This window comes from Streptomyces sp. NPDC014891, assembly GCF_043081085.1.
Taxonomy (GTDB): domain Bacteria; phylum Actinomycetota; class Actinomycetes; order Streptomycetales; family Streptomycetaceae; genus Streptomyces.
The window spans coordinates 14978-27285 of sequence record NZ_JBIBWF010000011.1 but is presented as its reverse complement, the minus strand read 5'-3'; the positions used below and the strand labels follow the sequence as shown (position 1 = coordinate 27285).

Genomic DNA, 12308 nt, shown 5'->3' with positions numbered 1-12308 from the left:
CCCGCCTGCGAACAGACGGGGCCGAGACTACGTGAGGGTTCAGGCCGGGAGAACAACGACGAAGCGCTGCGGCTCCTCGCCCTCGGACTCGCTGCGCAGACCGGCGGCGGCGATCGCGTCGTGCACGACCTTGCGCTCGAACGGCGTCATCGGGTCCAGCTTGACCGGCTGGCCGGTGGACTTCACCTCGCCCGCGGCCTTGGCTCCCAGCTCGGCGAGCTCGGCGCGCTTCTTGGCGCGGAACCCCGCGATGTCGAGCATCAGACGGCTGCGGTCACCGGTCTCCCGGTGCACGGCCAGCCGGGTCAGCTCCTGGAGGGCCTCCAGGACCTCACCGTCTCGACCCACGAGCTTCTGCAGCTCGCGCGCCGAGTCGCTGATGATCGAGACCGCGGCGCGGTCCGCCTCGACGTCCATGTCGATGTCGCCGTCGAGATCGGCGATGTCGAGCAGGCCTTCGAGGTAGTCGGCCGCGATCTCACCCTCCTGCTCCAGGCGGGTCAGGGTGTCGCCACCCTCGGCGGCGGCGGAGGTGGTGCCTTCCGTCACGGATGGACTCCTTCTTGCTTCGGCGAGGCTTACTTCTTGGAGGACGGGTGCTTGGGCCGCTGCTGGCCCTTGCGCTGACCGGACTTGCCCTGCTGGCGGGCCCCTCCGGAGTTGGCACGGGGACGCGCGGGCTTGTCGCCCTGGGCCTCGCCCTTGGGCTCTTCCTTGGCACCGGCCTTGGCAGAACCCTGGGGCTTCTTCTCGAGCGAGGTGACCGGTGCCTCTTCGGCGGCCGACTCGGAAGCGTCCTCGGTGTCCTTCGCCGTGGTGTGCTGGGCCGCGGCAGCCTGGCGCTGGGCCTTGGTCTGGCGCTTGGGCTGCTGACGCTTGGCGGCGGCGCCGCCCTCGGCGTCGGCGACGATCATGTCGCCCTTGATCACGGTGCCGTCGGCCTGGGCGGCGAAGCCGGCCTTGGTCAGGCCCGCGAAGAAGCGGCGCTCGTTCTCGTTGCGGTCGCTGCCCTTGGCGACGATGACCTTGACGATCGTCTTCCGGCGGCGGCCGCGGACCTCACCGTGCTGCGTGATGCTCTTCAGCAGGCGCTGGAGGTAGGAGTCCTGCGCCTTGCTGCCCGGGGTCGGGTTCTGGTTGATCACGTACATCTGCTGGCCCATGGTCCACACGTTGGTGGTCAGCCAGTAGACGAGGACACCGACCGGGAAGTTGATGCCCATGACGGCGAAGATCACCGGGAAGATGTACATGAGCATCTTCTGCTGCTGCATGTACGGGGTCTTCACCGAGAGGTCGACGTTCTTCATCATCAGCTGGCGCTGGGTGAAGAACTGCGAGGCCGACATCAGGATGATCATGATCGCGGTGACGATGCGGACCGAGGTCAGCGAGGCGTCGAGCGCGGCGACCTCGGCGGCGGAGTCCGTGAACTTCGACGCCAGCGGGGCACCGAAGATGTGGGCCTGCCGGGCGCTCGCGAGGAGCTGGTCGTCGATGACGCCGATGGTCTTGCCCGAGGCGATGCTGGAGAGCACGTGGTAGAGGGCGAAGAAGAACGGCGACTGCGCCAGGATGGGAAGGCACGAGGAGAGCGGGTTGGTACCCGTCTCCTTGTACAGCTTCATCATCTCTTCGGACTGACGCTGCTTGTCGCTCTTGTAGCGCTCCTGGATCGCCTTCATCTTCGGCTGGAGCGCCTGCATGTTCCGGGTCGACTTGATCTGCTTGACGAACAGCGGGATCAGGCAGATACGGATCAGCACCACGAGGGACACGATGGACAGGCCCCAGGCCCAGCCCGTGTCAGGGCCGAAGACCGCCCCGTACACCTTGTGGAACTGGACGATCACCCATGAGACAGGTGTGGTGATGAAGCTGAACAGACTGGCAATCGTGTCCACTAATCAGGCTCCTTGAGCATTGGGCGAGGTCTCTGCGGCCGGGCTCGTCTCGGCGGTGGACCCGCCCTTGTCGCCGCGCAGCGCGTTCCTCAGCATTTCGTGCCAGCGGGGGCGCTTACGCGGGGGGACATGGTCCACACCGCCGGGCGACCACGGGTTGCACCGCAGGATGCGCCAGGCGGTCAAGGCCGTGCCCTTGATCGCGCCATGCCGGTCGATGGCCGTGAATCCGTAGTGGGAACACGACGGGTAGTACCGGCAGACGGGCCCGAGAAGCGGGCTGATCGTCCACTGGTACAGCTTGATGAGAGCCAGCAGCGGGTACTTCATCGCGCGCCCCCTCCCAGCAGCCGCTGAAGAGCGGCGTCCAGGTCTCGGGACAGCTGTGCGTGTTCGGCGTCGCCGGCTCCGGGCAACGCCCGTACGACCACCAGGCTACCGGGGGGCAGCTCGGTGAGCCGGTCGCGGACGAGGTGGCGCAGGCGACGCTTGACCTGGTTGCGTACGACCGCCCCGCCCACGGCCTTGCTCACGACGAAACCCGCACGTGCCGGGGGAGCGCTCTCCCCAGGCGCGTGCGGGTTCGTTGCACCGCTGCGTAGGTGGACGACGAGGAGCGGGCGACCGGCCCGGCGACCTCGGCGTACCGCGGTTGCGAAGTCCTCGCGCCGCCTCAGCCGATTCTCGGTAGGCAGCACGTCATGACCTGTTTAAGCGGATCAGGCGGACAGCGCCGAGCGACCCTTGGAACGGCGGTTCGCAAGGATGGCGCGGCCGGCGCGCGTACGCATCCGCAGGCGGAAGCCGTGGGTCTTGGCGCGACGACGGTTGTTCGGCTGGAAGGTGCGCTTGCTCACTCGGGGGCTCCAGAAATGATTCGTAGATGGCGGGACATCGCCTGGCTGTCACCGTGCGCCCACGAGTAGCTCGCAATACGCCCGAGTGCACCGCTTCACGATCACAGACCGTGATCTTTGCCCATCGGAGGCAGGCGGCAGCAGCCATCGACAACTCGACCTGGTTACGGTACGCGCGGCTACGCCATCCGGTCAAACCGACCTGTCGCCACCCCCCATTGTGCACAGGCTGTGGACAACAACTTGAACCACGTCAGCCGCCGCGACTACCGTGGTTGGTCTCCACAATCTTTTCCGTTCTGTCCTTACCTGTTCCCCGCGGATCTGTCCTCCCGGACATCGCCCCACCGTCCCCCGAGAACCACACCATCGTGGGACCTGCGAGAAAGCGTGCCCTGTGGCTGACGTTCCTGCCGATCTTGCCGCAGTGTGGCCACGCGTCCTCGAGCACCTCCTCTCCGAGGGCCAGCAGGGAATCGAGCCCAAGGACAAGCAGTGGATCGAGCGCTGCCAGCCCCTCGCCCTCGTCGCGGACACGGCGCTGCTCGCCGTGCCGAACGAGTGGGGCAAGCGCGTCCTGGAGGGCCGGCTGGCCCCGCTGATCAGCGAGACGCTCAGCCGTGAGTGCGGCCGCCCGATCCGGATCGCGATCACCGTCGACGACTCCGCCGGCGAGCCGACCCCGCCGGCGCCGCCGCTCCAGCAGCCGCAGCAGCCCCGCTACGACGAGCGCCAGCAGCACGAGCCGTACGAGAAGTACGACGGCTACGGCCACCGGCCGATGCCCGACGACGGCCTGCCGACCGCGCGCCCGGCCTACCCGGACTACACACAGCAGCGCCCCGACCCCGGGGCCTGGCCGCGCACCCAGGAGGACCTGTCCTGGCAGCAGCCCCGGCTGGGCGGCTACCAGGAGCGGGCCCCGTACACCGGTCCGAGCGCGCCCGAGCAGTCCCGGCAGCCGCGGTACGACGAGCCGCCGCGGAGCTACGAGCAGCCGCGTCCGGAGCGGGCGGAGCTGCCGGACCCGCAGAACCACGGCGCCCGTCCCGGTCCCCGGCCGGGCGTTCCGGGCGGGGGTCCCGGCGGCGGTCACGGTTCCTCGTCGGCTCAGGGCGGGGCCGGCGCCCCCGGTGAGCAGCACGCGCGGCTGAACCCCAAGTACCTCTTCGACACCTTCGTCATCGGTTCCTCGAACCGCTTCGCGCACGCGGCCGCGGTCGCGGTGGCCGAGGCGCCGGCGAAGGCGTACAACCCGCTCTTCATCTACGGGGAGTCCGGGCTCGGCAAGACGCACCTGCTGCACGCGATCGGTCACTACGCGCGGAGCCTCTACCCGGGCACCCGTGTGCGGTACGTGAGCTCCGAGGAGTTCACGAACGAGTTCATCAACTCGATCCGCGACGGCAAGGGCGACGCCTTCCGCAAGCGCTACCGCGATGTGGACATCCTGCTCGTCGACGACATCCAGTTCCTCGCGAGCAAGGAGTCGACGCAGGAGGAGTTCTTCCACACCTTCAACACCCTGCACAACGCGAACAAGCAGATCGTGCTCTCCTCCGACCGGCCGCCCAAGCAGCTGGTGACCCTGGAGGACCGGCTCCGCAACCGCTTCGAGTGGGGCCTGACCACGGACGTGCAGCCGCCGGAGCTGGAGACGCGCATCGCGATCCTGCGCAAGAAGGCGGTGCAGGAGCAGCTCAACGCCCCGCCGGAGGTGCTGGAGTTCATCGCGTCCCGGATCTCGCGGAACATCCGTGAGCTGGAGGGCGCGCTGATCCGGGTGACGGCGTTCGCGAGCCTCAACCGGCAGCCGGTGGACCTGGGGCTCACCGAGATCGTCCTCAAGGACCTGATCCCGGGCGGCGAGGACTCCTCGCCGGAGATCACCGCGCCGGCCATCATGGCGGCCACCGCCGACTACTTCGGGCTGACGGTGGAGGACCTCTGCGGATCCTCGCGCAGCCGCGTCCTGGTGACGGCCCGGCAGATCGCCATGTACCTGTGCCGTGAGCTCACGGATCTGTCGCTGCCGAAGATCGGCGCGCAGTTCGGCGGCCGCGACCACACGACGGTGATGCACGCGGACCGGAAGATCCGCGCGCTGATGGCGGAGCGCCGCTCCATCTACAACCAGGTCACCGAGCTCACGAACCGCATCAAGAACGGCTGACGCCGCCGCGGCCGCCACCGCCACCGCCACCGCCGCGATCGCGGCCGAGCCCGCCTGCGATGGGCGCCCCGGGACACCTCCCGGGGCGCCCATCGGCGTTCCCGCTGCCTCGACGCCGGGTCCTCCCGCTGCCTCGACGCCGTTGCTCCCGAAGTCCCGGCACGGTTCGTCCGGAGCCCCTGGGCCGTCCTCCCAGAGCCCCCGCACAGTTCTCCCGGTGCCCCCGCGCGGTTCTCCTGGAGCCGTTCTGCGGTCGGCCGCGGGAGCCGTGGATGCGCCCTCCCGGCCCTCCGGGAGGGGCCGCGGAGGGCGTCGGAAGCCCTCCGCGAGCGCGCCTGGGACCGGTCCGGGCCCTCGTCCGGGGGACGGGCTGTTCGATTACTCCGTTCCGGTGGCGGGTTCTCCACAGATTGCGGGATGATCTCCCGTCCACAGGGTGGGGACTGTCGAGTTATCCGGATCGTGTCCACAGGCCTGGCTGTTGACAGACCATCACCCCAGGTCAGGCCCTTGTGGAATTGTTGGTAAAAGATCTCCACAGCCTGTGGACAGAAGATCCGTCCACAGAGGCGCCGGAAAGTTGTCCACTGGCCGCCCACAGGGGAGGGTCCGTTGCCCACAGCTTCTCCACACCCCTGTCCACTGTTCGGCAACGAATCGCCTCCGCTCACCGCGTCGAGTGAAAGCCGTCACACCAAGGAGGACGGTTGGGCTGTGGGGAACGTGGGTAAAGCTGGGGACAGCGCTGGGGAGAACTCCCCATGGCCTGTGTATCGGGTGTGCAGAACTTTCGGGTGTCCACAGAGACCCCCAGTTGTCCACCGGTTCCACCCACAGGCGCAGTGGACAAAAAATCGGGTCTGACCTGGGAAAACGACGTTATCCACCGTTTCCACAGGCCCTACTACTACTCCCACTCAGAGTTAGCTAGGAATCCGCTTCGAAGTGGGGCCTGTGCACAACTCGGCGCCGGAGCGTCGAGCCGCTCTTGTCGCGACTTGACCCCGAGCAGCACCGAGTGTCTGCGGCGTACGTCAGACTGGTTCCCGCAGTCGACGAAGAGCCAGCAACAAGCAGGAGGCGGTTCCGGTGAAGATCCGGGTGGAGCGCGACGTACTTGCCGAGGCGGTGGCCTGGGTGGCCCGCAGCCTCCCGGCCCGTCCGCCGGCTCCCGTGCTCGCGGGCCTGCTGCTGAAGGCCGAGGACGGCGCGCTGAGCTTCTCGAGCTTCGACTACGAGGTCTCGGCCCGCGTCTCCGTCGAGGCGGAGGTCGAGGAGGACGGCACCGTCCTGGTCTCCGGCCGTCTGCTCGCCGACATCTGCCGCGCCCTCCCGAACCGGCCGGTGGAGATCTCCACAGACGGTGTACGGGCGACCGTGGTCTGCGGCTCCTCCCGCTTCACCCTCCACACCCTTCCCGTGGAGGAGTACCCGGCGCTGCCGGAGATGCCCACCGCGACCGGCACCGTCCCGGGTGAGGTCTTCGCCTCCGCCGCCGCCCAGGTGGCCATCGCCGCCGGCCGCGACGACACGCTGCCGGTGCTCACCGGTGTGCGCATCGAGATCGAGGGCGACACCGTCACCCTGGCCTCCACCGACCGCTACCGCTTCGCGGTCCGCGAGTTCCTGTGGAAGCCGGAGTCCCCGGACGCCTCCGCGGTCGCCCTGGTGCCCGCGAAGACCCTCCTGGACACCGCCAAGGCGCTCACGAGCGGCGACACGGTCACCCTGGCGCTCTCGGGCTCCGGCAAGGGCGAGGGCCTCATCGGCTTCGAGGGCGCGGGCCGCCGCACCACCACCCGCCTCCTCGAGGGCGACCTGCCCAAGTACCGGACGCTCTTCCCCACCGAGTTCAACTCGGTCGCCGTCATCGAGACCGCGCCGTTCGTCGAGGCCGTCAAGCGCGTGGCCCTGGTGGCCGAGCGCAACACCCCGGTCCGGCTGAGCTTCGAGCAGGGCGTGCTGATCCTGGAGGCCGGCTCCAGCGACGACGCACAGGCTGTGGAGCGCGTCGACGCGCAGCTGGAGGGCGACGACATCTCGATCGCCTTCAACCCGACCTTCCTGCTGGACGGCCTCAGCGCGATCGACTCCCCGGTCGCCCAGCTCTCCTTCACGACCTCCACGAAGCCGGCGCTGCTGAGCGGCAAGCCTGCCCTGGACGCCGAGGCGGACGAGGCCTACAAGTACCTGATCATGCCGGTGCGCCTCAGCGGCTGAGCCGGTCCGCGTCGCGCTTTCCGGGGGATCGCCTGAGCGGCTGACCCCACAGGTGTGCACCGGTGTCCGGGCGTAGGCTCGGACCCGGGTACACCGCACACGACGCTAAAGGAATCTCTGATGGAGCTCGGTCTCGTCGGTCTCGGCAAGATGGGCGGCAACATGCGCGAGCGCATCCGCCGCGCAGGCCACACCGTCATCGGATACGACCGCAATCCGGACCTCGCCGACGTCCAGAGCCTCGAAGAGCTTGTCACCAAGCTCAAGGGGCCCCGCGTCGTGTGGGTCATGGTCCCGGCCGGTGCCGCGACCCAGTCCACCATCGACGAGCTGGCCGAGCTGCTCTCCCCCGGCGACATCGTCGTGGACGGCGGGAACTCCCGCTGGACCGACGACGAGAAGCACGCCGAGGAGCTGAAGGCCAAGGGCATCGGCTTCGTCGACTGCGGTGTCTCCGGCGGCGTCTGGGGCCTGGAGAACGGCTACGCGCTGATGTACGGCGGCTCCGCCGAGGACGTCGCCAAGGTCCAGCCGATCTTCGACGCGCTCAAGCCCGAGGGCGAGTTCGGCTCGGTCCACGCGGGCAAGGTCGGCGCCGGCCACTTCGCGAAGATGGTCCACAACGGCATCGAGTACGCGATGATGCAGGCCTACGCCGAGGGCTGGGAGCTCCTGGAGAAGGTCGACTCCGTCACCGACGTGCGCGAGGTCTTCCGTTCCTGGCAGGAGGGCACGGTCATCCGTTCCTGGCTGCTGGACCTCGCGGTCAACGCCCTCGACGAGGACGAGCACCTGGACAAGCTGCGCGGCTACGCGTCGGACTCCGGCGAGGGCCGGTGGACGGTCGAGGCCGCCATCGACAACGCCGTCCCGCTGCCGGCGATCACCGCCTCGCTGTTCGCGCGGTTCGCCTCCCGTCAGGACGACTCCCCGCAGATGAAGATGATCGCCGCGCTGCGCAACCAGTTCGGCGGCCACGCGGTCGAGACGAAGAAGTAATCCACAGGCTGTGCACCCCGCGGTGCACAGCCGCCGGGGGAAGAAGGTCGGCGCCCAACCATGCACGTCACGCATCTGTCGCTGGCCGACTTCCGCTCCTACGCCCGGGTCGAGGTCCCGCTCGACCCGGGCGTCACCGCTTTCGTGGGCGCGAACGGCCAGGGCAAGACCAACCTGGTCGAGGCCGTCGGCTACCTCGCGACCCTCGCCAGCCACCGCGTCGCCTCCGACGCCCCGCTCGTCCGGATGGGCGCGGAGCGCGCGGTGATCCGCGCCGCCGTCACCCAGGGCGAGCGCTCCCAGCTGGTCGAGCTGGAACTCAACCCCGGCCGTGCCAACCGCGCCAGGATCAACAGGTCCTCGCAGGTCAGACCGCGAGACGTGCTGGGCATCGTGCGGACCGTGCTGTTCGCGCCCGAGGACCTCGCCCTGGTGAAGGGCGACCCGGGCGAACGCCGGCGCTTCCTCGACGAGCTGATCACGGCGCGCGCGCCGCGCATGGCGGGCGTGCGCTCCGACTACGACCGTGTCCTCAAACAGCGCAACACGCTCCTGAAGTCCGCCGCGATGGCCCGGCGGCACGGCGGCCGCGGCATGGACCTGTCCACCCTCGACGTCTGGGACCAGCACCTCGCGCGGGCCGGGGCCGAGCTGCTCGCCCAGCGGCTCGACCTGATCGCCGTACTCCAGCCGCTCGCGGACAAGGCGTACGAGCAGCTCGCGCCCGGCGGCGGACCGGTTCTGCTGGAGTACCGGCCCTCCGCGCCCGGCACCGGGCACACCCGCGAGGAGCTGTACGGACAGCTGATCGACGCGCTGGCCGAGGTCCGCAAGCAGGAGATCGAGCGGGGCGTCACCCTCGTCGGACCCCACCGCGACGAACTGCTCCTCAAGCTCGGCGAGCTGCCCGCGAAGGGGTACGCCAGCCACGGCGAGTCCTGGTCGTACGCGCTGGCGCTGCGGCTGGCCTCGTACGACCTCCTGCGGTCCGAGGGCAACGAGCCGGTCCTCGTCCTCGACGACGTCTTCGCCGAACTGGACGCGCGGCGGCGCGAGCGGCTCGCGGAGCTCGTCGCGGGCGGCGAGCAGGTCCTGGTGACGGCGGCCGTGGACGACGACGTGCCCGGAGTCCTCGCGGGGACCCGGTACCGGGTGGCCGGAGGGACGGCGGAGCGCGTATGAGCGAGGAAAAGCTTCCCCAGCCTGTGGATACTCCGTCGGCGCCGGCCGTCCCCGAGTCCTCGGGGGTCGATCTCGCCCGGGTCGCGCTCCGCGCCGCCAAGGAGCAGGCCAAGGCCAGGGGCGCGGCCGCCCAGCAGAAGAAGCAGGCGCGCCGCGGCGGCGGACTGCGCTCCGGCGCGCGCGCCGACGGACGCGACCCGATGGCGCTCGGCGCCGCGATCAACCGGCTGATCACCGAGCGGGGCTGGGAGACGCCGGCGGCCGTCGGCGGGGTCATGGGCCGCTGGCCCCAGATCGTCGGCGAGGACCTGGCCAAGCACTGCGTACCGGTGCGGTTCGACGACGAGCCGGACGCCCGTGTGCTGACCGTGCAGTGCGACTCCACGGCCTGGGCCACCCAGCTGCGGCTGCTGGCGCCGACGCTGGTCGCGCGGCTCAACGAGGACCTCGGGCACGGCACCGTGCGGATGATCAAGGTGCTCGGGCCGGGCGGGCCCCGCCGGGGCTACGGCCCGCTGCGGGCGCCGGGCTCCGTGGGCCCCGGGGATACCTACGGGTAGCCGTCACCGGGGGCGGTTCCCGCTCCCCGGGGATACCCACGGGTAGCCGTCACCGGGGGCGGTTCCCGCGGCGCGGGTCCGGAGCACGGACGCCGCGCGGCCGCGTCGTGCCCACCCCTCTTCCACCCCGCGCGGCGAGTGCCCACAGCGAGGCATCGGTCCGAAGCGCTGGGTGGCCGTCAGGGGGCTCTGGAGCCCCTGTCCGGATATGGGGAGTCGTTTGGCTCCCGCTCAGGGCGGCACATGCGGACTCAGGCACCGGCAAACCCCCATGACTGTCGGCGCTACCGGTAGACTGGGAGACAATCCCGCCACCCTGCGGAACAAGTCGAACGACGCAGCCGCTCCCGTATGCCCGGAGAACGGCCTGTGCTGTGCCAGAAAGGGCGCTTCGTGGCCGATTCCGGCGACCCCAACGAGAACAACCAGTACACCGCCAGCAACATCCAGGTCCTCGAAGGCCTGGATGCGGTGCGCAAGCGCCCTGGCATGTACATCGGCTCGACCGGCGAGCGCGGTCTGCACCACATGGTGCAGGAGGTCGTCGACAACTCGGTCGACGAGGCCCTTGCCGGTCACGCCGACACCATCGACGTGACGATCCTGGCCGACGGCGCCGTGCGCGTCGTCGACAACGGCCGAGGCATCCCGGTCGGCATCGTGGCCTCCGAGGGCAAGCCGGCCGTCGAGGTCGTCCTCACCGTGCTCCACGCGGGCGGCAAGTTCGGCGGCGGCGGCTACGCCGTCTCCGGCGGTCTGCACGGCGTCGGCGTGTCGGTCGTGAACGCGCTGTCCACCAAGGTCTCCGTCGAGATCAGGACGGACGGCCACCGCTGGACGCAGGACTACAAGATGGGCGCCCCGACCGCGCCCCTCGCCCAGCACGAGGCGACCGACGAGACCGGCACCTCGGTCACGTTCTGGGCCGACCCGGACATCTTCGAGACGACCGAGTACTCCTTCGAGACGCTCTCGCGCCGCTTCCAGGAGATGGCCTTCCTCAACAAGGGCCTGACGATCACGCTCACCGACGAGCGCGAGTCCGCCAAGGCCACGGTCGGCGCCGACGACCCCGACGCCGAGGCGGCCGCGGAGCCGGCCGCGCGCACGGTGAAGTACCACTACGAGGGCGGCATCGTCGACTTCGTGAAGTACCTCAACTCGCGCAAGGGCGAGCTGGTGCACCCCACCGTCATCGACCTGGAGGCGGAGGACAAGGAGAAGTCCCTGTCCCTCGAGGTCGCGATGCAGTGGAACAGCGGCTACAGCGAGGGCGTGTACTCCTTCGCCAACATCATCCACACCCACGAGGGCGGCACGCACGAGGAGGGCTTCCGTGCGGCGCTGACCTCGCTGATCAACAAGTACGCGCGCGACAAGAAGCTGCTCCGCGAGAAGGACGACAACCTCACGGGCGACGACATCCGCGAGGGTCTGACCGCGATCATCTCGGTCAAGCTGAGCGAGCCGCAGTTCGAGGGCCAGACCAAGACCAAGCTGGGCAACACCGAGGTCAAGACCTTCGTGCAGCGGGCGGTCTACGAGCACCTCAACGACTGGCTCGACCGCAACCCGATCGAGGCCGCGGACATCATCCGCAAGTCGATCCAGGCCGCCACCGCGCGCGTGGCCGCGCGCAAGGCGCGCGACCTGACCCGCCGCAAGGGCCTCCTGGAGTCGGCGTCGCTGCCGGGCAAGCTGTCCGACTGCCAGTCGAACGACCCGGCCAAGTGCGAGATCTTCATCGTCGAGGGCGACTCCGCCGGCGGCTCGGCCAAGTCCGGCCGCAACCCGATGTACCAGGCCATCCTGCCGATCCGCGGCAAGATCCTGAACGTCGAGAAGGCCCGGATCGACAAGATCCTGCAGAACACCGAGGTCCAGGCGCTCATCTCGGCCTTCGGCACCGGTGTGCACGAGGACTTCGACATCGAGAAGCTCCGCTATCACAAGATCATCCTGATGGCGGACGCCGACGTCGACGGCCAGCACATCAACACCCTGCTGCTGACCTTCCTCTTCCGCTTCATGCGGCCGCTGGTCGAAGCGGGCCACGTCTACCTCTCCCGCCCCCCGCTCTACAAGATCAAGTGGGGCCGGGACGACTTCGAGTACGCCTACTCGGACCGGGAGCGGGACGCGCTCGTCGAGCTGGGCAAGCAGAGCGGCAAGCGCATCAAGGAAGACTCGATCCAGCGCTTCAAGGGTCTCGGCGAGATGAACGCCGAGGAGCTGCGCGTCACCACCATGGACGTCGAGCACCGCGTGCTCGGCCAGGTCACCCTGGACGACGCCGCGCAGGCCGACGACCTGTTCTCGGTGCTGATGGGCGAGGACGTCGAGGCACGCCGCTCGTTCATCCAGCGCAACGCCAAGGACGTTCGCTTCCTCGACATCTGAGTCGGTCTCAGCT

General features: G+C 69.3%; 11 protein-coding genes. 6 read left to right on the top strand and 5 right to left on the bottom strand.

Annotated elements, in window-relative coordinates; genetic code table 11:
• Window positions 1-39: 39 nt before the first annotated feature.
• From ACF09E_RS28450 to rpmH, 5 genes are read right to left on the bottom strand one after another with little or no spacing between them, the layout of a single operon-like run.
• Window positions 40-549, bottom strand: a complete 510-nt coding sequence (locus ACF09E_RS28450) for a R3H domain-containing nucleic acid-binding protein (protein WP_030321234.1) — start codon at window positions 547-549, stop codon at window positions 40-42.
• A gap of 29 nt (window positions 550-578) precedes the next feature.
• Window positions 579-1904, bottom strand: coding sequence for a membrane protein insertase YidC (gene yidC / locus ACF09E_RS28445; protein ID WP_392208155.1), 1326 nt, complete (start codon window positions 1902-1904; stop codon window positions 579-581).
• 3 nt (window positions 1905-1907) lie between these two features.
• Entirely contained in the window at window positions 1908-2234 is a 327-nt protein-coding gene (gene yidD, locus ACF09E_RS28440) for a membrane protein insertion efficiency factor YidD (RefSeq protein WP_015034858.1), read from the bottom strand.
• Window positions 2231-2602: a ribonuclease P protein component gene (rnpA, locus tag ACF09E_RS28435; protein ID WP_073908709.1), complete on the bottom strand. Its 372-nt coding sequence runs from the start codon at window positions 2600-2602 to the stop codon at window positions 2231-2233. Before rnpA ends, yidD begins: the two co-directional genes overlap by 4 nt.
• 21 nt (window positions 2603-2623) lie before the next feature.
• A complete protein-coding gene (gene rpmH / locus ACF09E_RS28430) occupies window positions 2624-2761 on the bottom strand; it encodes a 50S ribosomal protein L34 (RefSeq protein ID WP_007265229.1) in 138 nt (45 codons plus the stop codon).
• Between the two features lie 397 nt (window positions 2762-3158).
• On the opposite strand from rpmH, the gene dnaA reads away from it, so the two are divergent.
• The 6 genes from dnaA (at window position 3159) to gyrB (ending at window position 12295) form a co-directional block, all read left to right on the top strand.
• Window positions 3159-4934 carry a chromosomal replication initiator protein DnaA gene (dnaA, locus tag ACF09E_RS28425; protein WP_392208152.1) on the top strand — a complete coding sequence of 592 codons (1776 nt, stop codon included), beginning with the start codon at window positions 3159-3161 and terminating at the stop codon, window positions 4932-4934.
• A 1089-nt stretch (window positions 4935-6023) separates the two neighbouring features.
• Window positions 6024-7154 (top strand): DNA polymerase III subunit beta, encoded by a 1131-nt coding sequence (dnaN, locus tag ACF09E_RS28420; protein ID WP_015034855.1) that lies wholly within the window; start codon window positions 6024-6026, stop codon window positions 7152-7154.
• A gap of 120 nt (window positions 7155-7274) precedes the next feature.
• Entirely contained in the window at window positions 7275-8153 is an 879-nt protein-coding gene (gnd, locus tag ACF09E_RS28415) for a phosphogluconate dehydrogenase (NAD(+)-dependent, decarboxylating) (RefSeq protein ID WP_361847486.1), read from the top strand.
• A 60-nt stretch (window positions 8154-8213) separates the two neighbouring features.
• Complete coding sequence (gene recF, locus ACF09E_RS28410; RefSeq protein WP_361847483.1) at window positions 8214-9335, top strand: DNA replication/repair protein RecF; 1122 nt, start codon at window positions 8214-8216, stop codon at window positions 9333-9335.
• Window positions 9332-9895 carry a DUF721 domain-containing protein gene (locus ACF09E_RS28405; protein ID WP_392208150.1) on the top strand — a complete coding sequence of 188 codons (564 nt, stop codon included), beginning with the start codon at window positions 9332-9334 and terminating at the stop codon, window positions 9893-9895. Before recF ends, ACF09E_RS28405 begins: the two co-directional genes overlap by 4 nt.
• Before the next feature lie 369 nt (window positions 9896-10264).
• On the top strand, window positions 10265-12295 hold the full coding sequence (gyrB, locus tag ACF09E_RS28400; protein WP_392208148.1) for a DNA topoisomerase (ATP-hydrolyzing) subunit B: 2031 nt from the start codon (window positions 10265-10267) through the stop codon (window positions 12293-12295).
• Window positions 12296-12308: the final 13 nt, after the last annotated feature.

Bases quoted from the DNA above. Each gene is read 5' to 3' on its own strand.
- gnd (WP_361847486.1), top strand. From the start codon at position 7,275: ATGGAGCTCGGTCTCGTCGGTCTCGGCAAGATGGGCGGCAACATGCGC.
- ACF09E_RS28405 (WP_392208150.1), top strand. From the start codon at position 9,332: ATGAGCGAGGAAAAGCTTCCCCAGCCTGTGGATACTCCGTCGGCGCCG.
- recF (WP_361847483.1), top strand. From the start codon at position 8,214: ATGCACGTCACGCATCTGTCGCTGGCCGACTTCCGCTCCTACGCCCGG.
- yidD (WP_015034858.1), bottom strand. From the start codon at position 2,234: ATGAAGTACCCGCTGCTGGCTCTCATCAAGCTGTACCAGTGGACGATC.